The sequence below is a fragment of the Pseudomonas sp. MHK4 genome (assembly GCF_054600775.1).
The window spans coordinates 77,265-99,599 of record NZ_BAAIAK010000014.1 but is presented as its reverse complement, the minus strand read 5'-3'; the positions used below and the strand labels follow the sequence as shown (position 1 = coordinate 99,599).

Annotated in this window: 16 protein-coding genes and 1 pseudogene; 11 read left to right on the top strand and 6 right to left on the bottom strand. The window is 62.6% G+C overall.

From position 1 onward, the window contains the following. Positions 1-6: 6 nt before the first annotated feature. The 3 genes and pseudogenes from ACYP2Q_RS26835 to ACYP2Q_RS26825 form a co-directional block, all read left to right on the top strand. Positions 7-2,232 (top strand): annotated as a pseudogene (locus tag ACYP2Q_RS26835) (TonB-dependent siderophore receptor); the annotation flags it as partial. 287 nt (positions 2,233-2,519) lie between these two features. Continuing rightward, complete coding sequence (locus tag ACYP2Q_RS26830) at positions 2,520-4,559, top strand: 2,4-dienoyl-CoA reductase FMN-binding domain-containing protein (RefSeq protein ID WP_459733230.1); 2,040 nt, start codon at positions 2,520-2,522, stop codon at positions 4,557-4,559. Positions 4,560-4,711: 152 nt separating this feature from the next. Then, positions 4,712-5,638: a 1-aminocyclopropane-1-carboxylate deaminase/D-cysteine desulfhydrase gene (locus ACYP2Q_RS26825; protein WP_459733229.1), complete on the top strand. Its 927-nt coding sequence runs from the start codon at positions 4,712-4,714 to the stop codon at positions 5,636-5,638. Between the two features lie 27 nt (positions 5,639-5,665). On the opposite strand, the gene ACYP2Q_RS26820 is transcribed toward ACYP2Q_RS26825, so the two are convergent. From ACYP2Q_RS26820 to ACYP2Q_RS26810, 3 genes are all read right to left on the bottom strand, one after another. Beyond that, complete coding sequence (locus ACYP2Q_RS26820) at positions 5,666-6,232, bottom strand: cytochrome b (protein WP_459733228.1); 567 nt, start codon at positions 6,230-6,232, stop codon at positions 5,666-5,668. Positions 6,233-6,480: 248 nt separating this feature from the next. Then, entirely contained in the window at positions 6,481-7,308 is an 828-nt protein-coding gene (phnX, locus tag ACYP2Q_RS26815; RefSeq protein ID WP_459733227.1) for a phosphonoacetaldehyde hydrolase, read from the bottom strand. Between the two features lie 153 nt (positions 7,309-7,461). Further along, positions 7,462-8,571 carry a 2-aminoethylphosphonate--pyruvate transaminase gene (locus tag ACYP2Q_RS26810; protein ID WP_459733226.1) on the bottom strand — a complete coding sequence of 370 codons (1,110 nt, stop codon included), beginning with the start codon at positions 8,569-8,571 and terminating at the stop codon, positions 7,462-7,464. 109 nt (positions 8,572-8,680) lie between these two features. On the opposite strand from ACYP2Q_RS26810, the gene ACYP2Q_RS26805 reads away from it, so the two are divergent. Beyond that, a complete protein-coding gene (locus ACYP2Q_RS26805) occupies positions 8,681-9,544 on the top strand; it encodes a LysR substrate-binding domain-containing protein (protein WP_459733225.1) in 864 nt (287 codons plus the stop codon). A gap of 118 nt (positions 9,545-9,662) precedes the next feature. Here ACYP2Q_RS26805 and ACYP2Q_RS26800 read toward each other — a convergent pair whose 3' ends face one another. After that, positions 9,663-10,535, bottom strand: coding sequence for a LysR family transcriptional regulator (locus ACYP2Q_RS26800; protein WP_459733224.1), 873 nt, complete (start codon positions 10,533-10,535; stop codon positions 9,663-9,665). Positions 10,536-10,802: 267 nt separating this feature from the next. Between ACYP2Q_RS26800 and ACYP2Q_RS26795 the strand changes: the two genes are divergently transcribed. Both ACYP2Q_RS26795 and ACYP2Q_RS26790 read left to right on the top strand, forming a co-directional pair. Beyond that, positions 10,803-12,128 carry an MFS transporter gene (locus ACYP2Q_RS26795; protein WP_459733223.1) on the top strand — a complete coding sequence of 442 codons (1,326 nt, stop codon included), beginning with the start codon at positions 10,803-10,805 and terminating at the stop codon, positions 12,126-12,128. Positions 12,129-12,197: 69 nt separating this feature from the next. Continuing rightward, positions 12,198-13,589 carry an FAD-dependent oxidoreductase gene (locus ACYP2Q_RS26790; protein ID WP_459733222.1) on the top strand — a complete coding sequence of 464 codons (1,392 nt, stop codon included), beginning with the start codon at positions 12,198-12,200 and terminating at the stop codon, positions 13,587-13,589. A gap of 3 nt (positions 13,590-13,592) precedes the next feature. On the opposite strand, the gene ACYP2Q_RS26785 is transcribed toward ACYP2Q_RS26790, so the two are convergent. Continuing rightward, a complete protein-coding gene (locus ACYP2Q_RS26785; RefSeq protein WP_459733275.1) occupies positions 13,593-15,005 on the bottom strand; it encodes a type VI secretion system Vgr family protein in 1,413 nt (470 codons plus the stop codon). A gap of 219 nt (positions 15,006-15,224) precedes the next feature. On the opposite strand from ACYP2Q_RS26785, the gene ACYP2Q_RS26780 reads away from it, so the two are divergent. Next, positions 15,225-15,929 carry a YebC/PmpR family DNA-binding transcriptional regulator gene (locus ACYP2Q_RS26780; RefSeq protein ID WP_008063883.1) on the top strand — a complete coding sequence of 235 codons (705 nt, stop codon included), beginning with the start codon at positions 15,225-15,227 and terminating at the stop codon, positions 15,927-15,929. A gap of 149 nt (positions 15,930-16,078) precedes the next feature. Here ACYP2Q_RS26780 and zapE read toward each other — a convergent pair whose 3' ends face one another. Further along, the gene (zapE, locus tag ACYP2Q_RS26775) at positions 16,079-17,209 is read right to left on the bottom strand and encodes a cell division protein ZapE (RefSeq protein WP_459733221.1); all 1,131 of its coding nucleotides are present in this window, start codon (positions 17,207-17,209) and stop codon (positions 16,079-16,081) included. Between the two features lie 237 nt (positions 17,210-17,446). Between zapE and ACYP2Q_RS26770 the strand changes: the two genes are divergently transcribed. The 4 genes from ACYP2Q_RS26770 to ACYP2Q_RS26755 all read left to right on the top strand — a co-directional run bounded on the left by ACYP2Q_RS26770 (position 17,447) and on the right by ACYP2Q_RS26755 (position 22,296). Further along, positions 17,447-17,920, top strand: coding sequence for a MarR family winged helix-turn-helix transcriptional regulator (locus ACYP2Q_RS26770; RefSeq protein WP_459733220.1), 474 nt, complete (start codon positions 17,447-17,449; stop codon positions 17,918-17,920). After that, positions 17,917-19,386 carry an efflux transporter outer membrane subunit gene (locus ACYP2Q_RS26765; RefSeq protein ID WP_459733219.1) on the top strand — a complete coding sequence of 490 codons (1,470 nt, stop codon included), beginning with the start codon at positions 17,917-17,919 and terminating at the stop codon, positions 19,384-19,386. Before ACYP2Q_RS26770 ends, ACYP2Q_RS26765 begins: the two co-directional genes overlap by 4 nt. 15 nt (positions 19,387-19,401) lie before the next feature. Further along, positions 19,402-20,604 (top strand): HlyD family secretion protein, encoded by a 1,203-nt coding sequence (locus ACYP2Q_RS26760; protein ID WP_459733218.1) that lies wholly within the window; start codon positions 19,402-19,404, stop codon positions 20,602-20,604. A 162-nt stretch (positions 20,605-20,766) separates the two neighbouring features. Further along, positions 20,767-22,296, top strand: coding sequence for a DHA2 family efflux MFS transporter permease subunit (locus ACYP2Q_RS26755; protein ID WP_459733217.1), 1,530 nt, complete (start codon positions 20,767-20,769; stop codon positions 22,294-22,296). The last annotated feature ends 39 nt before the right edge of the window (positions 22,297-22,335 follow it).

Genomic DNA, 22,335 nt, shown 5'->3' with positions numbered 1-22,335 from the left:
CGACCGCGGTCGTCACCCGGATTTCGCCGCGCAACAGTTCGAGCACACGGCAGCGGCCTGCAGGCCGAGCCCCAGGCCAACGGTACTTATGTGCTGCGGCCGGTCCCGACTGTCGGCTCGGCGCTGGAACTGGGCGCGACCAACATCAATGGCCAAATGCTGGGCGCAACCACCGAATACAGCGGCTCGTACACCACCGGTGCCGTCACCATCGGCAAGGGCGAGCACTCGCTCAGGGAAACGCCGCAATCGGTCACGGTGATGACGCGCAAGATGCTCGATGACCAGAACCTCAACACCATCGACCAGGTCATGGAAAAGACCCCGGGCATCACCGTCTACGACTCGACCATGGGCGGCAAGTATTTCTACTCCCGCGGCTTTCGCATGTCGGGCCAATACCAGTACGACGGTGTGCCTTTGGACATGGGCAACCTCTATGTCCAGGCCGACAGTTTCAGCCAGGACATGGCGTATTACGACCGGGTGGAAATCCTGCGCGGCGCCGCGGGAATGATGAAAGGGGCGGGTGGCACCGCAGGCGGGGTGAACTTCGTGCGCAAGCGCGGGCAGACCTCGGCGCACACGGACATCACGCTGTCCGGTGGCAGCTGGGACAACTATCGCGGACAGGTCGACACCGGTGGCCCGCTGAACGAATCCGGCACCTTGCGCGGGCGGGCCGTTGTCGCCGAGCAGAGCCGGCATTACTTCGTCGACGACGCGAGTCGCAAGGACCAGGTGTATTACGGCGCGCTGGACGTTGACCTGAGCCCCGACACCACCCTCGGCCTGGGCGTCGCCTATGAAGACGTGGATGCCAACCCTTGCTGGGGCGGCTTGCCGCGTTACCGGGACGGCAGCGACTTGAAGCTCAGTCGCTCGACCTGTCTCGACCCTTCGTGGAACACCTGGCGCAGCCAGCGCACCACCGTTTTCAGCGATCTGACTCACCAGCTCAACGACGACTGGGCCTTGAAGGTCGCCAGCGTCTATACAAAAAACACCCAGGACATCAAGTACGCCTTCGCTTCCGGCGCCGTGACGCCGGGCACCAATACCACCGGCATGCTGGGCAGCCTGTACGACTACGACCAGGTCGACTACGGCCTGGACGCTTACGTGGATGGCAAATTCGACGCATTCGGCCAGCGCCATGAACTGGTCGTGGGCTTCAACGCCAGCCGTTCGAACAAGGACGACTTCTACTCGGTGGCGTTTCTGCCGCAGCGCCAGAATGTGTTCAATCCCGACAAGCATATCCCCGAGCCGGATGACAGTTACTTCATCGATAACTCGTCCCGCGGTGGGCCGGTCAACTCAGTGACCAAACAGAAGGGCGTGTACTCGACCCTGCGCTTGAAGCTGGCTGACCCGCTGACATTCGTCGTCGGCAGTCGGGTGAGCTGGTACAACTCCGATACCGATTCCGACTTCATCAACACCGGCACCTCGGAACACTCCAGCACCACGGAGACCGGGCAGGTGACGCCGTTTGCCGGCGTGCTGCTGGACCTGAACGAGAACCTGACGGCCTACGCCAGCTATGCGCAAATCTTCACTCCGCAAGGCAATTACCGCTCCGAAGACGGTTCGGCGCTCAAGCCGCTGGTGGGCCAGAGCTACGAGCTGGGAATCAAGGGCGCCTGGTTCGACGGTCGCCTGAACAGCTCCTTCAACCTGTTCCGCACCCTCCAGAAGGACCAGGCACAGACTGACTTCAACTCGTCCTGCCCGTCCTCCGATGGTTACTGCTACGTCAACGCCGGCAAGGTGCGCGCCCAGGGTTTCGAGGCCGAGATCAGCGGTGAAGTCATCGAACGCCTGCAACTGCTGGCGGGGTATACCTACACCCAGACCAAGACTCTCGACGACATCGACAGCAGCCTCAATGGCGCGGCGTTCAATAGCTATGTGCCGCGGCATTTGTTGCGCATGTGGGGTGACTACGCCCTGGGCGGATCACTGGAGCGATTCACCATTGGCGCCGGGGTCAACGCGCAAAGCGATAACTTGCGGATCTCTCCCTCTAGCGGCGAGAAAATCACCCAGTCGGGTTATGCGATCTGGAACGGCCGCATCGGCTACCGCATCGACGACACCTGGTCGGTTGCGCTCAACGGCAACAACCTGTTCGACAAGCGCTACTACACCACCATCGGTACCGAGTCCTTCGGTAACTACTACGGTGATCCACGCAACTTCATGTTGTCGGTCAAGGCGAGCTTCTGACGCTGCGATGACAAGGTTGTGCGGCCGATGAAGAAATGCCCGGGTCGCAAGAGCCGGGCGTTTATGCTCTAAATCAGGTGCAAATGTGCGCGGAGCCGGCCTGGAAAAACCGGTGTCGTCGAGGCGCGCGGTCATGGGCTGACGGGAGATCATCTGCACATTTTGATCATTAAGTTGTAAGTTTCGGTCATTGAGCGGCGGCGGTTGGGCTCTTAGTCTGTCGAACATGACTGACGGGGGCCGTAGAGCGCCCGCTTTTTCCGTGATCGCTCGCTGTGGAGTTACCGATGACCGCCGCCCATTACCCGCACCTGCTGGCCCCGCTGGACCTGGGATTCACCACGTTGCGCAACCGCACCTTGATGGGTTCGATGCACACCGGCCTTGAAGAAAAGCCCGGCGGTTTCGAGCGCATGGCGGCGTACTTCGCCGAGCGTGCCCGTGGCGGTGTCGGCCTGATGGTCACCGGCGGTATCGGCCCGAACGACGAAGGCGGCGTGTATTCCGGTGCGGCCAAGCTGACCACCGAGGAAGAAGCGCTCAAGCACCGCATCGTCACCCGCGCGGTGCACGAGGCGGGCGGCAAGATCTGCATGCAGATCCTCCACGCCGGTCGTTATGCCTACAGCCCGAAACAGGTTGCGCCAAGCGCGATCCAGGCGCCAATCAACCCGTTCAGGCCCAAGGAGCTGGACGAAGAGGGCATCGAGAAGCAGATCAGCGATTTCGTCACCTGCGGGGCCCTGGCCCAGCAGGCCGAGTACGACGGTGTCGAGATCATGGGCTCCGAAGGTTATTTCATTAACCAGTTCCTCGCTGCCCACACCAACCACCGCACCGACCGCTGGGGCGGCAGCTACGAAAACCGCATGCGCCTGCCGGTGGAAATCGTCCGTCGCGTGCGGGAGGCGGTTGGCCCGAACTTCATCATCATTTTCCGCCTGTCGATGCTCGACCTGGTCGAAGGCGGCAGCACCTGGGACGAAATCGTGCTGCTGGCCAAGGCCATCGAGCAAGCCGGTGCGACGATCATCAACACCGGTATCGGCTGGCACGAAGCGCGGATTCCGACCATCGCCACCAAGGTGCCACGCGCAGCCTTCAGCAAGGTCACGGCCAAGCTGCGCGGCTCGGTGAACATCCCGCTGATCACCACCAACCGCATCAACACCCCGGAAATCGCCGAGCAGATCATCAAAGAGGGCGATGCCGACATGGTCTCCATGGCGCGGCCGTTCCTCGCCGACCCGGACTTCGTCAACAAGGCCGCCGAAGGCCGCGCCGATGAAATCAACACCTGCATCGGCTGCAACCAGGCGTGCCTGGACCACACCTTCGGCGGCAAGTTGACCAGTTGCCTGGTCAACCCGCGTGCCTGCCACGAAACCGAACTCAACTATGTACCGGTGCAGCAGATCAAGAAAATCGCCGTGGTCGGTGCCGGGCCTGCGGGGTTGTCCGCCGCGACCGTGGCGGCCGAGCGTGGACATGCGGTGACGTTGTTCGATTCGGCCAGCGAAATCGGCGGACAGTTCAACGTCGCCAAGCGGGTGCCAGGCAAGGAAGAGTTCTTCGAGACCCTGCGTTACTTCGCTCGCAAGCTGCAGACCACCAATGTCGAGGTGTGCCTGAACACCCGCGTCGATGTGGCGAAGCTGGTCGAGGGCGGCTACGACGAAATCATCCTGGCCACCGGCATTGCGCCGCGCTTGCCGGCGATTCCGGGGGTGGAGAATGCCAAGGTGCTGAGCTACCTGGACGTGCTGCTTGAGCGCAAACCGGTGGGCAAGCGTGTGGCAGTGATTGGCGCTGGCGGTATCGGCTTCGACGTCTCGGAGTTCCTGGTTCACCAGGGCCAGGCCACCAGCCTGAATCGCGATGAGTTCTGGAAGGAGTGGGGCATCGATACGCACCTGGAAGCCCGCGGCGGTGTCGCCGGCATCAAGGCGGCGCCCCATGCCCCGGCCCGCGAAGTGTTCCTGCTGCAACGCAAGAAATCCAAGGTCGGCGACGGCCTGGGCAAGACCACCGGCTGGATTCACCGCACCGGTCTGAAGAACAAGCAGGTGCAGATGCTCAACAGCGTCGAGTATTTGAAGATCGACGACGAAGGCCTGCACATCCGCATCGGCGAAACCGCTGAACCGCAAGTGCTGCCAGTGGACAACATCGTGATCTGCGCCGGGCAGGACCCACTGCGCGAGTTGCAGGACGGCCTGGTGGCGGCGGGGCAGAACGTGCATCTGATCGGCGGCGCGGACGTTGCGGCGGAGCTGGATGCCAAGCGCGCGATCAACCAGGGTTCGCGACTGGCTGCTCAATTGTAATACGCAGGCCCAGCGTGCCAATGGCCATCGCCGGCAGGCCAGCTCCCACATTTGATCTGTGTCGTTCACAGATCCCCTGTGGGAGCCGGCCTGCCGGCGATGGCGTCGGCAAGCCTGCTAAGATGCCGGCTCTTTACCCTGAGCAGGCATCAATGCTTTCTCCACCCGAAAACTGGCCACCCCAGGCCCCACTCGATCCCCTCCACCTCGACTGGCTCACCGCAGCCGGCATCGAACTCGCCATCCTGCGCCTGGACCAGATCGACCCGCTGATCAGCGGCAACAAATGGTTCAAGCTCACCGAACACCTCAAGGCCGCTGACCGTGCCAGCGCCAAGGGCATCATCAGCCTCGGCGGCGCCCATTCCAATCACCTGCATGCCCTGGCCGCTGCCGGCAAACGTTTCGGTTTCGCCACGGTCGGCCTGTTGCGCGGGCACCCTCAGCAAACGCCGACGGTGAACGATTTGCAGGCGTTCGGCATGCAACTGCACTGGCTCGGTTATGCCGGCTATCGGGCGCGGCATCAACCGGGTTTCTGGGCGCCATGGCAGGTGCAGTATCCCGATCTGCTGGCGGTCCCGGAAGGCGGTGGCGGTTTGCCGGGGGCACAAGGCTGCCTGCCGCTCAAGGCATTGGCCTGCCGGCAAGTGAATGACCTGGGCTGGAACGACTACGACGCTTGGTGGCTGGCCTGCGGCACCGGCACGACCCTGGCCGGGCTGGTCATGGCCGAGGCGGGTGAGCACCCGGTCTACGGCGCGCTGGCGGTGCCCGACGATCATGGGGTGGCACAGCAGGTCGAGCGCATCCTGGCGCAGGCGGGGGTGAGTGATTCGTCTTACGAACTGTTCGACGCCAGCCGGGGTGGCTTTGCCAAGGTCGATCCGTTTTTGCTCGAATTCATCGAGCAGGCCGAACAAGCCAGCGGCATCCCACTGGAACCGCTGTACACCGGCAAGGCGTTGCTGGCGCTGAAACAGCAGGTAGAGGCAGGCAAGTTTGCCCCAGGCACGCGGCTGATCTTTATCCACACCGGTGGTTTGCAAGGCCGCCGGGGTTTTAGCTCCAAAACCTGAAAAGCACCGCAATCCATTGTGGGAGCGTCAGCTTCCGGTATTGCTGTTGACCCGCTTGGGCATCATTCGCAGCAGGGTGTTGTCGCCCACCACATAGTGGTGATACAGCCCGGCGACGGCGTGCAGGCCGATCAGCCAGTAGCCGATGGTGCCACCGAGTTCGTGCCAGCCCTGGATCTGCTTGGCCAGGTCCTTGTTTTGCGCGACCAGCAGGGGCAGGTCGAAGCCGTAGAACATCACCTGGTTACCTTTGGCGCTGGTGACCAGCCAGCCCAGGATCGGCATGGCGATCATGAAGAGGTACAGCGCCCAGTGCATCAATTTGGCCAGCAGCGTTTGCCACTTGGGCGAAGCCGGAAAGATCTGCGGCGCCGGGCCAAGGCTGCGGGCGAACAGGCGTAGCCAGACCAGCACGAAGACGGTCAGGCCGAGCATGAAGTGCGATTCGACGATCAGCGTTCGCCCACCGCTGCCCTTGGGAAACAGGCCACGCAGTTCGATACAGGCGTAAACCAGCGCCAGCAGGACCAGCATCAACCAATGCAGCGCGATCGAGACGGTGCTGTAGCGCGAGTTGGAGTTTTTCCACGGCATACGGTGTTCCTCACAGGTCCGGTTTGAAGCCACCGTTCTTGATCGACGGCGTGCTTTAACTGTAATCCTGTTTCGTCGCACTTGCCTGTGACTCAATGACGCTGAATGCTCTATTGACAGTAAAAACGCATACCCACTGTAGGAGCGAGCTTGCTCGCGAAGGTCTCGACAGCGCCACGGTTATCCAGAGAGTGCGCGTCATCGTTGGCGACCTTCGCGAGCAAGCTCGCTCCTACAGTATTTTGGGATCAGTTGGTCTGCGGCATCTCGCCTTTGGCCAGGCGCTGGTTGATATCGGCAATCACTTCTGGCAAATCGCTGATGGTGTCGATCATGTAGTGCGGGCGCGAGGCTTCGAACAGTGCGTGGATGCGCTTGCGCTCGCTGGCCAACTGGTCGCTGCCGAGGGCGCGATAGCCTTCGTAGTCCAGGCCCAGCGCGTTGCCCGAACAGATCAGCGCGACGGTCCACATGCCGGCACGACGGCCTTCGAGGATGCCTGGCACGGTGTCGTCGATCTTCACACACGCGGCGACGTCGTCGATGCCCAGCGCGATCACGTTGGCCAATGCCTGGGCTGGCCATGGGCGGCCGTTCGGCACTTCGTCGGTGGCAACCACGTGGTCGGCCACGTAACCGTTGGTGGCGGCCAGTTCGACGACTTTGTCCATGACCTGTTTCGGATAGCCGGAGCAGGAACCGATCTTGATCCCTTGCTGGCGCAAGCCGGCGATGGTGTCCAGGGCGCCTGGAATCAGCGCCGAGTGCTCGGCGATTTTCTCGATCTGCAGCGGCATGAAGCGTTGGTAGATGGCGGTGACGTCATCGTCGGTCGGCGTACGGCCGAATACCTTGCGATAGCGTTCGGCGACTTGCGGCTGGTCGCACAGGGTGCGGATGTGGTCCCACTTACCCATGCCCATCGGGCCACGGGCCTCTTCGATGGAGACCTGGACGTCGAACTCGGCGAAGGCCTCGACGAAAATCTGCGTCGGCGCGAACGAGCCGAAGTCGACCACGGTGCCGGCCCAGTCGAGGATGGCGGCCTGGAGTTTGGTTGGGTTGGTGTAGTTCATGTCTGGAAATCCTTTGGCTACTGGCTAATTGGGGGCTGCTTTAACTGTGGGAGCCAGCCTGCTGGCGATGAGTGCCTGACATTCAGCGGATGTGTTGGCTGGCAGTCCGCTATCGCGAGCAGGCTCGCTCCCACAGGGGAAGTGCGGTGGGGGTTAGATCTCCAGCACTTCCATCTCGCGCAATACTTCGCCGATGGCCGCGACGGCTTCGCGCATTTCTGAAGGTTGCACATGGCCAATGCAGCCCACACGGAACGTCTCGACCTGGGTCAGTTTGCCCGGGTAGAGGATGTAACCCTTGGCCTTGACCCGCTCGTAGAATTCCTTGAACTGATAACGCGGATCTTTCGGCGCATGGAAGGTGGCGATGATTGGCGCCTGGATGGCGGCCGGCAGGAAGCTGCGCAGGCCCAGCCCGGCCATCTCTTCCATCAGGGCCTGGCAGTTGGCGGCGTAGCGCTGGTGGCGGGCTGGCAGGCCGCCTTCTTCGTTGTATTGCAGCAGGGCTTCGTGCAACGCGGCGACCACGTGGGTCGGCGGGGTGAAGCGCCATTGCCCGGTCTTGGCCATGTAGGTGTGCTGGTCGTGCAGGTCCATCGCCAGGGAGTGCGAGTTGCCGGCGGCGTTGGCCAGGGATTCCTTGCGGGCGAACACGAAACCCATGCCCGGCACGCCTTCCAGGCATTTGCCGGAAGCGGCGATCAGCGCGTCGAACGGCACCTGTTGGGCGTCCACCGGCAGCGCGCCGAAGGAGCTCATGGCATCGATGATCAGGCGTTTGCCGTGTTGCTCGACTACTTGGGCGATTTCCTGCAGCGGATTGAGGATGCCGGTGCTGGTTTCGCAGTGAATCAGGGCCACGTGGGTGATGCCGGTATCGGCGCGCAGGAGGCGGTCGACGTCGGCGGCGGTGGTCGGTTCGTCTTCGGCGGTTTCGAAGGTGCTGAAGGAGCGCCCGAGTACTTCGCAGATCTTCGCCAGGCGTTTGCCGTAGGCGCCGTTGATCAGCACCAGGACCTTGCCGTCGCGTGGCACCAGGGTGCCGATGGCCGCTTCGACGGCGAAGGTGCCGCTGCCTTGCAGGGGCACGCAGTGGTGGCTGGCGGCGCCGTTGATGATCGCCAGCAATTGTTCGCAGAGGCTGGCAGTCAGCTGGTTGAAGCGGTCATCCCATGAACCCCAGTCAACCATCATCGCCTGACGGGTGCGGGGCGACGTGGTCAACGGGCCGGGGGTGAGCAGGATGGGGGCGGCAGTACTCATTCTCGTGTCCTCGCAATCGATGGGATGAAGCGTTGGTGCCTAAATTGCAATTTGCCGAGTTATCAATCAAATTGTTTGTTGTTATGCCAGCCATCAGTGAGAGTTATTCATGAACCTGTTTCAGCTGCGTGCGTTCGATGCCGTGGCCCGGGAGGGCAGCTTCACCCGCGCCGCCGAGCGGCTGTTCATCAGCCAGCCGGCGGTCACCGGCCACATCAAGTCGCTTGAAGAGCACTACCAGATCACCCTGTTGCGCCGCACCGCCCGGCGGGTGGAGCTGACGGAGGAGGGCACCAAGCTGGCGGCGATCACCCGGGCGATGTTCGGCCTGGCCGAGGAGGCCCAAGCGATGTTGGAGGCCAACCGGCAGCTGCTCACCGGGCGCCTGGAAGTGGCGGCGGACGGCCCGCACATGGTCATGCCGATGCTCGCGAGCCTGCGCGCGCGTTATCCGGGGATCACCGTGAACCTGCGCCTGGGCAATGCCCAGGAAACCCTGGCGGCGCTGTTGTCCGAACATGCCGACGTGGCGGTATTGACCGAAGTCGAGCCGCGCAAGGGCCTGCATTTGCAAGCCCTGAGCGAATCACGGATCTGCGCTTTGGTGCCCGAGGGTCATCCCTGGGCGCGGCGCACCCAAGGCGTACCGCTCAAGGAACTGGACCAGGTGATCATGGTGTTGCGTGAACCGAGCTCGATCACCCGGCGCACCTTTGATGAGGCCTGCGTCCAGGCGCAGGTCAATCCGCGGGTGCTGCTGGAGCTGGACAGCCGGGAAGCGGTGACCGAGGCGGTCGCCGCCGAGTTGGGGGTGGGGGTGGTGTCGTCGGTGGAGGTCAGCCATGACCCGCGGGTGGCGGCGGTGCCGATCATTGGCGAGGGGTTGGTCAATCGGCACATGATGGGGTGCATGGAGCGGCGGCGGGACTTGCGCTTGATCCAGGCGTTTTTTGGCTTGGCGCCAGTCAGGTAGACCGAGTCGCCTGCATCGCCAGCAGGCTAGCTCCCACAGTGTTTTACGCCGTACACAAAATTGGTAATAGCATAAATCCCTGTGGGAGCTAGCCTGCTGGCGATAGGGCCGGACCTGCTTATGCAAGACTCTCGCGAACCATCTGCAGAAACGTCGCCACCACCCGCCGCGAACTCTGCTCGCGCAAGCACACCAGGGTCTCGGTCAAACGCCGTTTGCAATCGACAATCGGCAACGCGCATACCCGCGAATCCGCACCGAATTCCGCCGCCGACACCACGCCTACTCCAATCCCCACCACCACCGCCTCCCGCGCGGCTTCGCGACCTTCGACCTGAATCGCCGGGCGAATGCGAAAACCCGCGCCGGCCATTTCTTCTTCCAGGGTCTGGCGGGTCACCGAACCGATTTCCCGCAGCACCAGCGGCGTGTCGTCCAGGTCGGCGAGGGTGATGGAATCGCGATCCGCCCACGGATGATTGCGCGACACGAACGCCACCATCGGGTCGTTGCGCAGCGGCAGCGAGATCAATCGTTCGTCGCTCACCTCACGGCCGAGCAACGCCAGGTCGGCCTGATAGTTGAACAGGCGGAACAGCGACTCATCGGTGTTGCCGGTTTCGATCTTCACGCTGATGCCGGGGTAGCGCTCGCAGAACCGGGCGATCTGCGGCAGCACGTGCACCGGCGCATCCACCGCCAGGATCAGGCTGCCGGTCTGCAACGCCTGGGAGTCCTGCAACAACTCCTGGGCCTCGGCTTCGATCACGAACAGTTTCTGGGTGACGCTCAGCAAACGCTCGCCCAGGTCGGTCAGGCGTACCGAGCGCTTGTTGCGGTGGAACAGCAGCACGCCGTAGCGCTCTTCGAGTTTGCGCACCTGGTCGGAAATTGCCGGCTGGGTGAGAAACAACCGCTCGGCGGCTTTGGTGAAGCTTCCATGCACGGCCACGGCATGGAAGGCTTTGAGCTGGGCGTGGGAAACCGACATGGGAATCTCCAGTAACAAGCTGAGCTTATTTTGGAAATACGATAAATCGATTTCACTTATTAATCAGTAATTGTTTTTATCCACCTCAGCCCCGGTGACTGCTCAGTCGAACAGCGCGGGTGCCATGAGCCTGTGCGTGCAACAACAGGACTCATCTGACCGGAATCGCCCACAGGGACAAGGTGATTTCGCAGTGCTCAACAATAAAAACACAGGCGTTTTCTTCCAATTCTGCCGGCACACTCACACCCTGAGGTCAGAACCACAATGAACAAGCACATCGGCACCATCAAGCGTTGGCGCGTGCAGATCTTCGCGATCACCTGGCTCGCCTACGCCGCTTTCTACTTCACCCGCAAAGCGTTTTCCGTTGCCAAGCTCGGCATCGGCGAAGACCCGACGTTCATGCTCGACAAGATGGCCATGGCCAACCTCGACGCCATTTACCTGACCGCCTACGCCATCGGCCAATTCACCTGGGGCATCCTGGCCGACCGCTTCGGGCCGCGGGTGGTGGTCCTCGGCGGTTTGCTGATATCGGCGGCGGCCGCGCTGGTGATGGGCAGTTTCGCCACCCTGCCGATCTTCGCCACCTGCATGCTGGTTCAAGGCCTGGCGCAGTCCACCGGTTGGTCGGGGCTGTGCAAGAACCTCGGTAGTTTCTTTCCCGCCGAACAGCGCGGGCGGGTGCTGGGCCTATGGAGTTCCTGCTACGCCTTTGGCGGACTGGTGGCATCGCCATTCGCCGGATGGTGGGCGTATACGCTGATTGGCTCCTGGCACGCAGCGTTCATTTCCAGTGCGGCGGTGGTTGGGCTGGTCGCCGTGCTGTTTTTTATTTTCCAACGCAACAAACCTGAAGACGTGGGCTTGCCGGCCGTGGAGCCTGAGCCTGAGCTGAGTGCTGAAGAGGCTTATGCCCAAAGCAAGATCAGCGTGCTGGAGCCGCTCAAGGAAATCCTGCGCAACCGCACCGTGCTGATTCTTGGCCTGGCGTACTTCATGTTGAAACCGGCGCGCTACGCGATCCTGCTGTGGGGGCCGGTGATCGTTTTCGAACAGATGCCCTCGGTGGGCAAGGTCGGCGCTGCGATCATTCCCACGGCGTTCGAACTGGCCGGGTTGCTCGGACCGATCATGATCGGCCTGGCCTCGGACAAACTGTTCGGCGCCCGGCGCATGCCGGCCTGTGTCATCAGCCTGCTGGCGCTGACCGTATCGCTGGCCTTCTTCATGGGCGCCCTGCACACCGGCAGTGTGATGCTGGTGGTGGCGCTGTTGTTTGTCATGGGCCTGACGCTCTATGGACCTGACTCGATGATCAGCGGCGCGGCCGCCATCGATTTCGGCACCGCCAAGGCTGGTGCCACGGCCGCCGGGTTCGTCAACGGTTGCGGTTCGGTGGGGGCGATTCTCGGCGGATTGCTGCCAGGCTACTTCGACACCGTCACCGTGTTCATTGTCTTCGCCGGCTGCGCGCTGTTCTCGGCACTGGTGCTGGTCCCGCACTGGAACAGTCGTCCCGGGGGCCTGGGTACTCACTATGCCTACGTACCCAACCGGGCGATGACCATCAAACCCCTGCGTACCTGAATCCTCTCCCTCGTCGCCTGCTGCGCTCGCGGCAGGCTGGCGTGTGGACAACTGACTGGAGATTGACCCATGAGACCCTTTTGGCTGGAGCAGGCCCTGAAGGCGGATGCATCCGAAACCTGTCCGCCACTGCAAGGCGACAACCGCGCCGACGTGTGCATCGTCGGCGGCGGTTATACCGGCTTGTGGACCGCGATCATGCTCAAGGAACAGGACCCGGAACTGGACGTGGTGCTGATCGAAGCGGACATCTGCGGCGCCGGTGCCAGCGGGCGCAACGGTGGATGCGCGCTGTCGTGGTCGGCCAAATACTTCACCCTTGAGCGACTGTTCGGCGTTGAGGAGGCGGTGCGCCTGGTCAAGGAGTCGGAACGCAGCATCCACGCCATCGGCGCCTTCTGCGAGCAGTATGGGGTGGAGGCCGATTACCGCCTCGACGGCACCCTCTACACCGCCACCAACCGTGCGCAATGCGGCTCGACCGACGCGGTGATTGCGGCGCTGGAACGCAACGGCATCAACTCCTTCACCCAGCGCCCCGTGGCCGATGTACAGCGCATGGCCGGTTCGGCCAAACACCTGGAAGGCTGGTTTTCCCCGGCGGCCGCCAGTGTGCAACCGGGCAAGCTGGTGCGTGGCTTGCGCCGGGTCGCCTTGCAACTGGGCGTGAGAATTCACGAAAACACCGCGATGACCGGGCTGGAGGAGGGCAAGCCGGCAGGGATACAGACCCCGCACGGGACAATTCGCGCCGACCGGGTGGTGCTGGCGATGAACGCCTGGATGGCCCGTGCATTCGCGCAGTTCGAACGCAGCGTGGCGATCGTTTCCAGCGACATGCTGATCACCGAACCGCGGCCCGACCTGCTGAGCGAAATCGGTTTGACCAGCGGCGTCACGGTGCTCGATTCGCGGATATTCGTGCATTACTACCACAACACCCCGGACGGCCGGATCATGCTCGGCAAGGGCGGCAACACTTTCGCCTATGGCGGGCGCATGCTGCCGGTGTTCGATCAGCCATCGCCCTATGCCGGCCTGTTGCAGCACAGCCTGGCGGATTTCTTTCCGGCCTTTGCCGAGGTCAAGGTCGAAGCGACATGGAACGGTCCCTCGGATCGATCGGTGACCGGGCTGCCGTTCTTCGGTCAGATGAGCGCCAGTGGCAACGTGTTCTACGGCTTTGGTTATTCGGGCAGCGGGGTCGGGCCCTGCCACATGGGTGGGCAAATTCTCGCATCGATGGTCCGGGGCCTGGACAACCCCTGGACCCGCTCACCGCTGGTGAACGGGCCGCTGGGCTTTTTTCCGCCGGAACCGATTCGCTATCTCGGCTCGTTGATGGTGCGCAACGCCATCCGCCGCAAGGAGCGTGCCGAGGACCACGGGCGCCGGCCACGGCACCTGGACGTGCGCCTGGCGAAGTTCGCCGCCGCGGCCGGCAAAGCCGACAAGGGCTGAGGCTCACGGCTGGTCGTCCGGGCGATTGATCAGCCAGTCGAGGAGCAGGCGGGTATCAGAGTGGCGGGTGTCGGCGCGCACCGCCGGCGGGCTGCGGCGCTGCTCCGTGCTGGCGCAGAACACCGGGCGGTCGGGGTCGCTGTCGAGAAAGCTGACCCAGCCGTCGCTGCCGGCCATTGGCAGCTGGATCGGTTGCGCCGGAGCCTGCGACATTGTTAGTGCGACCGGGAGCCAGAGGCCCTCTACGGGATTGACCTCCATGTCGGGCCACAAACTGACCTGCAAACGACCTTGATCATCCTGTGCCGCGTGCTGTCCGGCCGGGCCACAGACCCGGGCCGGCTGCAAACCGGGTATGCGCGGCCTGGCCTGGTCCAGGGGTGGTCGAAATACCGTCGACCAGGGAATGGCCGTGAACTGATTGCGGTAGCGCCGGGGCCTGCTGTCCTCAGCCAGGATCGAACCCTGCTGTCCCTGATGCCGCGCCTGGCAGACCAGCCATTGATCGTTGAATCCCGGCACGGGATGGTCTTCAACCTGCACGATGCGGGCGCTGCGTAACAAGGGCTGATTGCTTTGGCCGTGAAGCTGCAACTGCTGGCAACGCATGCGCTGCAGATCGCGGCGGTCGAGCTGATCGCGATGACGCGGCGCCTGGTTGGAGTGGGGTGCATACGCGTGGGTAAAAGCGTGATTGGCCGCCCCTTCACCCACCTGGGAAGCACCGGGATTTTTCGCATTCGTTCGTGGGAAAACGGCTTGTGTGTCGTGACGCTGGAACAGCTCGCTGATCACAGGTGTAGCGCATTCTTCTGCTTCATCGCCCTGGAACGGCATCAACAGCGGCTCCTGGGGAAAGCTCATGTTGTCGTCGGCCAACACCAGTACATGGCCGTGAGGGGAGTGTTCGAAGTGGTAGTGAATGCCATCTTCCTCGCACAGGCGCTGCAGCAAGGCCAGGTCGGTTTCCTCGTACTGGATGCAAAAAGGCCGCAGGGGATAGTGCCCGTCTGCCAGTTCCAGGCGGTAGCTGTCTGCGTGCAAGGCATGTTCCTCCAGCAGCTGGCGCAAGATCATCGGCACGCTGAGGCGCTGGAAGACCCGCCGCGATCGGTACCGATCCAGCGCTTGAAGGGCCGGCACCAGCACCAGTTTGTAGCCGATCCGGCCTCGCCCCCGCTGTTCGCAGCTGGCGCTGTGGAGCACGCCATGAATGCCTTGGCCATGTCCAAGGTCGAGCAGTGCCGGTTGTTGCAGCAGCCGCTCAAGGTTGAGGGCCGGTGCCAGGCCGATCACTTCGATATCGAATCGATAGGGTTGGTTGAGGGCCTCGCGCCCACTGAACTGCACCACTTGCATATTCAGCTGGTCGTCGAGGAGTGTCAGGGTAAAGGGACTTTCCTTGTCGTTGTGCATCGATCGCGCTTCTACCATGGAGTACGGCCTGCGAGGGTACGAAACCCGCAGGCCTTGTGGACATGGCAAAGCGAAATTTCAGAATTGCCCTACAACCATCGGTAAAGATGTCGACTCGTGGATGAGATTTTTTGGTCGATTGCCAACTTTAGGCCGTATAAACTTGGCGGCATGCGTCGGCCAATAGATGTTTCGGCGCCATAGACAAGAGAGTGAGTAATGGGCGCACAGTGGAAGGTTAAACACAAAGAAGCGGCAGCCAATGCCAAGGGCAAGATCTTCGGCAAACTGGTGAAGGAAATCACCATTGCTGCGCGCAACGGTGCCGATACCGCGACCAACGCACACCTGCGTCTGGTGGTCGAACAGGCCAAGAAAGCTTCGATGCCCAAGGAAACACTGGATCGTGCCATCAAGAAGGGTGCGGGCCTGTTGGGCGAGACCGTGCAATACCACCGCGTAACCTATGAAGGCTTCGCGCCGCATCAGGTGCCGCTGATCGTTGAATGCGTGACGGACAACATCAACCGTACCGTCGCTGAAATCCGCGTGGCCTTCCGCAAGGGCCAATTGGGCGCTTCCGGTTCGGTGGCCTGGGATTTCAACCACGTGGGCATGATCGAAGCCTCGCCAGACACCCCGGACGCCGATCCGGAGATGGCCGCCATCGAAGCCGGCGCGCAGGATTTCGAGCCGGGTGAAGACGGCGCGACGCTGTTCCTGACCGAACCTACGGACCTGGACGCCGTACAGAAAGCCCTGCCTGAGCAAGGTTTCACGGTGTTGTCGGCCAAATTGGGCTACCAGCCGAAGAACCCGGTCAGCGGCCTGAGCGATGAGCAGATGGCTGAAGTCGAAGCTTTCCTTGAAGGCCTCGATAACCATGATGACGTGCAGGACATGTTTGTCGGCCTGGCCGGCTAAACATCTCTCGCAGTTAACCCGATCTACTGTAGGAGCGAGCTTGCTCGCGATGGACGTCAACGATCACGCGGGGAGCCTGACACTCCGCGGTGCTCTCGGGTTCTTCGCGAGCAAGCTCGCTCCTACAGATCTTTTGATCTTGCCCCGCGTCAAACACCCTCCCGCACCTCCACCAACTGCCCCAACCGACTACGCGTACGCGCCAGGTCAATCGCATCACCGCCCAAACGTTCGCGCAGGGAGCATTGGCCCAGCAAGGTCAGGTGCTTGTCCTGGTCATACAAGACGTCAACGAGGTTGATGAAACGCTGTTGGGCGGCAATCGTGCATTCGGCGAGGTCGGGCAGGTCGTCGATGATCCAGTGGTCGAAGCGCCGGCACAGTTCCAGGTAATCCATGACCGCCGTGGGGTGATCGCACAGGTCGCTGAAGGTGAAGCCGATGGTGCGCCCTTCGCAGTAGCGGGCCGAAAGATGGCGAGCGCCGACCGGCAGGGCAATGGCCGGCGCGTTCGGTCCGGGCAGGTTCGCTGCCTGGCGTTGCGCCAGCGTGGCGGGCCAGACGTATCGACCCTGGGTGAACAGCTGATGCGCATGGGTCCTGGCCTGGCTGCGGTAGTCGTGGGGGCCGCCGACTTCCATGACCTGCATGCGCGCATTGATCAGGTCGATCACCGGTTTGAAGCGCGCATGGTAAAGCGGGTTGGGCAGCAGGCCTTCCGGCGGGTAGTTGGAGGTGACCAGCAGCAGGATCCCGCGCTGGAACAGCGCCTTGAACAGCCGCGTGATGAGCATCGCATCGCCGATGTCGTGGACGTGAAACTCGTCGAAACACAGCACCCGGCAATCGCTCAGCAACTCATCCAGCGTGGTCGCCAGCGCATCCGGTTGCTCGCGATGGCTGAACATGCCTTGGTGCAGCTGGGCAAAAAAACCGTGGAAGTGCAGGCGCTGCTTCTGGGCGAGGGGGATCGCCTGGAAAAAGCCGTCGAGCAGCCAACTCTTGCCGCGCCCGACGGCGCCATGCAGGTAGAGCCCGGGCAGGGCCTTGCCCGAGGTGCCCAACAGGGTCGAGGCGTGCTGCGCCATGCAGTCGATCACCCGTTGCTGGCTGTGGCTGAGGGTGTAGCCCTGGGAACCCGCCTTGTGGTGAAAGTAATCGTGGATGACCCGGGCATTCGCGCAGTGACGGTCAGCCCCTGCCGATCCCTTGTCGAAAAGGCGGCGCAACGATGGCCAGCGCGGTTTGAGTCGCGAATGCTTGGGCGGTCTAACGGCCACTGTGATGTCCCCGTGATCTTCAGGCGGGCTCCGGGAGCCGCGGCGGCGTAGTTTAACCAGATAGATAGTTTTGCTTCCAGCGGGTTTTCAGGCCGCACACGTCCCTTTATATGACGCAATACCCTACGCCATCGGTCAACTAATTACAAAGCAACCTAACTATTACGTTGACATTGACTGCCTAGGCAGTAATATCTCGACATACATTCACTGCCTAGGCAGCTAATTGGTGTTCAGATGAAGCATTTCACGCCAGACGATTTCCACAATTGCCACCTCGGCCTGCTACTTGGACGCGCCGCGCTGCTCAAGGACCGCATCATCGACACGCACATGGAACCCCATGGCATCACCGCCGCGCAGTTCAAGGTGTTGATCATCATCGCCCAGTACGGCGTCGATTCGCCGGGCGAACTGTGCCGGCACCTGTCCCTGGACAGCGGTTCGATGACCCGCATGCTCGATCGTCTGGAACAGAAAGGTTTCCTCGCACGCCAGCGCTCCGAGGCAGACCGCCGTCAGGTGCGGTTGGTGCTGACCGAAGAAGGCCAGAAGCTGGCCGATCGTCTGCCGCACATCGGCGCCGAAGCCATGAATGAACTGGCCGGTGGCATCACGCCGGAAGAATTGAAAACCCTGGAGTCGATCCTCAAGAAAATCCTGATAGCGGCCGGTGACTCGATCACCCTGCTGCGGGTAGGTGACCAATGAACCGTAAAACCTTGCGCACCGGCCTGAGCCTGGTGCTGTTGGCCATGAGCCTGGCCGGTTGTGCCAGCTACAGTGGCCTGAACACCGAAGGCGTCAGCCTCGAGGCGAAAAACCTCAAGGCCGGGCAATCCCTCAGCGGCGTGACGCTGTCGCAGGCGGCCTGGCCGAAAAGCGACTGGTGGAAAAGTCTCGGCGATCCGCAGCTCGACGGCCTGATCCGCGAAGCCCTGCGCGACAGCCCCGACATGCAGATCGCCGACGCCCGCGCCCACCAGGCCAGCGCCGCGGCCTACGCCGCCGACGCCGCGCGGATGCCGACCCTGGATGCCAGCGCCGGCGTCAGCCGTTCGCGCCTGGCCCGGGACCAGGACCCGCTGGGGCAGGGCGACAACTACGCCACCGTGCGCAACATCAGCGCCACCTTCAATTACAACTTCGACCTCTGGGGCGGTCAGCGTGATGCCTGGGAAGCCGCGCTGGGCCAGGCGCGTGCCGCCGAAGTCGACCAGCAGGCCGCGCAGTTGACCCTGTCCGCTGACGTGGCCCGCGCCTACAGCGATCTGGGCCAGGCGCACATCGTCCATGACCTGTCCGCCGAAGACCTCAAGCGCACCCGGCAAATGCTCGACCTGAGCCAGCGCCGCTTGAGTTCCGGGATCGACAGCCAGTACCAGTTCCAGCAGACCGAAAGCCTGGAAGCCACCTCCCAAGCCAATCTGATCGACGCCGAAAAACGCCTGCAAAGCGCCAAGATCGCCCTGGCGGTGCTGCTGGGCAAAGGCCCCGATCGCGGCAACGAAATCGCCCGGCCGAACATTCTCAAGCCCGGTGCCGTGGCCTTGCCGTCGGTACTGCCGGCCGAACTGCTTGGACGGCGTCCGGACCTGGTGGCAGCGCGCTGGCGGGTTGAAGCGGCGAGCAAGAATATCGACGCCGGCAAAACCCAGTTCTATCCGAACTTGAACCTCAGCGCCGCGGCCGGTGCCGAATCGTTATTGGGTGATGCGATGTTTGGTTCTGCCAGTCGCTACTTCAACGTCGCTCCGACGATTTCCGTGCCGATTTTCGACGGTGGCCGTTTGCGCGCCGACCTCGATTCCCGCGACGCCGACTACGACCTGGCGGTGGCGCAGTACAACAAAAGCCTGGTCAGGGCGCTGGGCGACGTCAGCGACAGCATCAACCAGTTGCGTGACATCGGTCGGCAGATCGCTGCCCAGCAGCACGCCACCGACATCGCCCAGGATTCCTACAACACCGTGGTCCAGCGCTACGGTTCCGGCATCGGTAACTATCTGGACGTGCTCAGCATCGAGCAGCAGTTGCTCCAGGCCCAGCGTCAGCTGGCCAACCTGAATGCCGAGCAGATCGACTTGTCGATCCAGCTGATCCAGGCGCTGGGCGGCGGTTTCCAGCCTGAGGCCATTGCCTCGGCCAACACCGCGCCAGCCACGCTGACCCACTAATTCAAGGTATTTGTCATGGCCACTGCCCATACAACTTCAACCCCTGAAACCCCACCCGCCAATCCCGATTCGGGCAAGCGCAAGTTCATGCTGCTGGTCCTGGCCGTGGTGGTCGCGCTGGGCGGCGCGGGCGTCTGGGCCTACCACGAGTTCTACGGGCGCTGGAGCGAAAGCACCGATGACGCCTATGTGAACGGCAACGTGGTGGAAATTACCCCGCTGGTCACCGGTACGGTCGTCAGCATCGGTGCCGACGATGGCGATCTGGTCCACGAAGGCCAGGTGCTGGTCAACTTCGACCCGAACGACGCCGAAGTCGGCCTGCAAAGCGCCCAGGCCAACCTGGCCCGCACCGTGCGCCAGGTTCGCGGCCTGTACAGCGACGTCGACGGCATGAAAGCCCAGGTCAACGCGCAACAAGCCGAAGTGCAGAAAGCCCAGGACAACTTCAACCGGCGGAAAAATCTGGCGGTCGGCGGGGCGATTTCCCAGGAGGAGCTGTCCCACGCCCGCGACGACCTGACCTCGGCGCAAAACGCTTTGGCCAACGCGCAACAGAAGCTCAAGACCACCAGCGCACTGGTCGATGATACCGTGGTTTCATCGCACCCGGACGTGATGGCCGCCGCTGCGCAATTGCGCCAGGCCTACCTGAACAACGCCCGCAGCACCCTGATCGCACCGGTTACCGGCTACGTGGCCAAGCGCAGCGTGCAACTGGGGCAGCGGGTGCAGCCGGGCGAGGCGCTGATGGCGGTGATCCCGCTGGATCAACTGTGGATCGACGCCAACTTCAAGGAAACCCAGTTGCGCAATATGCGTATCGGCCAACCGGTGGACATCGAATCCGATCTCTATGGCAGCAGCGTGAAATACAGCGGCACCATCGACAGCCTCGGTGCCGGCACCGGTAGCGCATTTGCCTTGCTGCCGGCGCAGAACGCCACCGGCAACTGGATCAAGATCGTGCAGCGGGTGCCGGTGCGCATTCATATCAATGCCCAGCAGTTGGCCGAGCATCCCTTGCGCGTTGGCCTGTCGACCGTGGTCGATGTCAGCCTGCGTGACCAGAGCGGCCCGGTGCTGGCGCAACAGCCGCCGCAAAAGGCGTCGTTCAGCACCGGCATCTATGACCGCCAGTTGACCGAGGCCGACGCCATGATCACCCAGTTGATCCACGACAACAGCGCCGCGGTCAGCAAGACCGTCCATCGCTGAACCGCCATCACACCGCCCCCCCCTGTAGGAGCGAGCTTGCTCGCGATGGTGGGTCAGCTACATCAATGTCGACTGACACTCCATCGCGAGCAGGCTCGCTCCCACAAAGGCCAGCTGCGTCTGTAACGGGCGCAGCGCCAATCAGGTTCCAAAGGATTCGCGATGAGCAATAACGCGTCTTTCACGCCCCCCAGCCTGGTGCTGAGCACCATCGGCCTGTCGCTGGCGACCTTCATGCAGGTGCTCGACACCACCATCGCCAACGTGGCGCTGCCGACGATTTCCGGCAACCTGGGGGTGAGCTCGGAGCAGGGCACCTGGGTCATCACCTCCTTTGCGGTGAGCAATGCCATCGCGTTGCCGCTGACCGGTTGGCTCAGCCGGCGGTTCGGTGAGGTGAAGCTGTTCCTGTGGGCAACCGTGCTGTTCGTGTTGGCCTCGTTTCTCTGCGGTATTTCCACCTCGATGCCGGAACTGATCGGCTTTCGGGTGCTGCAAGGCCTGGTGGCCGGGCCGTTGTACCCGATGACCCAGACGCTGCTGATCGCCGTTTACCCACCCGCCAGGCGCGGCATGGCCCTGGCGTTGCTGGCGATGGTCACGGTGGTCGCGCCCATTGCAGGTCCGATCCTCGGCGGCTGGATCACCGACAGCTACAGCTGGCCGTGGATCTTCTTCATCAACGTGCCGATCGGCATCTTTGCGGTCATGGTCGTGCGTTCGCAGCTCAAGGCGCGGCCGGTGGTGACCAGTTATCAACCGATGGATTACGTCGGTTTGATCAGCCTGGTCATCGGCGTCGGGGCGTTGCAGATCATCCTCGACAAGGGCAATGACCTCGACTGGTTCGAATCGAGCTTCATCCTCATCGGCGCGGCCATTTCGGTGATTGCCCTGGCGGTGTTCGTGATCTGGGAAATGACCGACCGCCACCCCGTGGTCAACCTGCGGCTGTTTGCCTACCGCAACTTCCGCATCGGCACCCTGGTGCTGGTGTTGGGCTACGCCGGGTTCTTCGGGATCAACCTGATCCTGCCGCAATGGCTGCAAACCCAGATGGGCTACACGGCCACCTGGGCCGGCCTGGCGGTGGCGCCGATCGGGATCCTGCCGGTGCTGATGTCGCCGTTTGTCGGCAAGTACGCGCACAAGTTCGACCTGCGCTTGTTGGCGGGCATTGCGTTCCTGGCCATCGGCCTGAGCTGTTTCATGCGCGCCGGCTTTACCAACGAAGTGGACTACCAGCACATCGCCCTGGTGCAGTTGTTCATGGGCATTGGCGTGGCGTTGTTCTTCATGCCGACCTTGAGCATCCTGATGTCGGACTTGCCTCCGAGCCAGATCGCCGATGGCGCGGGCTTGGCGACGTTCCTGCGCACCCTGGGCGGCAGCTTCGCGGCGTCGTTGACCACCTGGATCTGGATCCGCCGGGCCGACCAGCACCATGCGTACATGAGCGAAAGCATCAGCACCTATGAACCTGCAACCCGCGAGGCCCTGCATTCATTGGGTGGTGCGAGCAACCAGGCGTACGCGCAGCTTGACCATGTGTTGACCAGCCAGGCGTACATGCTCTCCACCGTGGATTACTTCACGTTGCTGGGGTGTGCGTTCATGGGGTTGATCGTGATCGTCTGGCTGGCGAAACCGCCGTTTGCAGCGAAGGCGGGGCCTGAAGCCAGCGGTCACTGAGCCAAACACAAAACCCTGTGGGAGCGGGGTTGTGTGTGA

What these genes read in the sequence shown, in the direction of transcription:
- ACYP2Q_RS26800 (WP_459733224.1), bottom strand. Translation starts at nt 10,535, where the DNA reads ATGTCGGTTTCCCACGCCCAGCTCAAAGCCTTCCATGCCGTGGCCGTG.
- ACYP2Q_RS26770 (WP_459733220.1), top strand. Translation starts at nt 17,447, where the DNA reads ATGAAGCATTTCACGCCAGACGATTTCCACAATTGCCACCTCGGCCTG.
- ACYP2Q_RS26820 (WP_459733228.1), bottom strand. Translation starts at nt 6,232, where the DNA reads ATGCCGTGGAAAAACTCCAACTCGCGCTACAGCACCGTCTCGATCGCG.
- ACYP2Q_RS26830 (WP_459733230.1), top strand. Translation starts at nt 2,520, where the DNA reads ATGACCGCCGCCCATTACCCGCACCTGCTGGCCCCGCTGGACCTGGGA.
- ACYP2Q_RS26805 (WP_459733225.1), top strand. Translation starts at nt 8,681, where the DNA reads ATGAACCTGTTTCAGCTGCGTGCGTTCGATGCCGTGGCCCGGGAGGGC.
- phnX (WP_459733227.1), bottom strand. Translation starts at nt 7,308, where the DNA reads ATGAACTACACCAACCCAACCAAACTCCAGGCCGCCATCCTCGACTGG.
- ACYP2Q_RS26785 (WP_459733275.1), bottom strand. Translation starts at nt 15,005, where the DNA reads ATGCACAACGACAAGGAAAGTCCCTTTACCCTGACACTCCTCGACGAC.
- ACYP2Q_RS26760 (WP_459733218.1), top strand. Translation starts at nt 19,402, where the DNA reads ATGGCCACTGCCCATACAACTTCAACCCCTGAAACCCCACCCGCCAAT.
- ACYP2Q_RS26755 (WP_459733217.1), top strand. Translation starts at nt 20,767, where the DNA reads ATGAGCAATAACGCGTCTTTCACGCCCCCCAGCCTGGTGCTGAGCACC.
- ACYP2Q_RS26780 (WP_008063883.1), top strand. Translation starts at nt 15,225, where the DNA reads ATGGGCGCACAGTGGAAGGTTAAACACAAAGAAGCGGCAGCCAATGCC.
- ACYP2Q_RS26765 (WP_459733219.1), top strand. Translation starts at nt 17,917, where the DNA reads ATGAACCGTAAAACCTTGCGCACCGGCCTGAGCCTGGTGCTGTTGGCC.
- ACYP2Q_RS26795 (WP_459733223.1), top strand. Translation starts at nt 10,803, where the DNA reads ATGAACAAGCACATCGGCACCATCAAGCGTTGGCGCGTGCAGATCTTC.
- ACYP2Q_RS26790 (WP_459733222.1), top strand. Translation starts at nt 12,198, where the DNA reads ATGAGACCCTTTTGGCTGGAGCAGGCCCTGAAGGCGGATGCATCCGAA.
- ACYP2Q_RS26825 (WP_459733229.1), top strand. Translation starts at nt 4,712, where the DNA reads ATGCTTTCTCCACCCGAAAACTGGCCACCCCAGGCCCCACTCGATCCC.
- ACYP2Q_RS26810 (WP_459733226.1), bottom strand. Translation starts at nt 8,571, where the DNA reads ATGAGTACTGCCGCCCCCATCCTGCTCACCCCCGGCCCGTTGACCACG.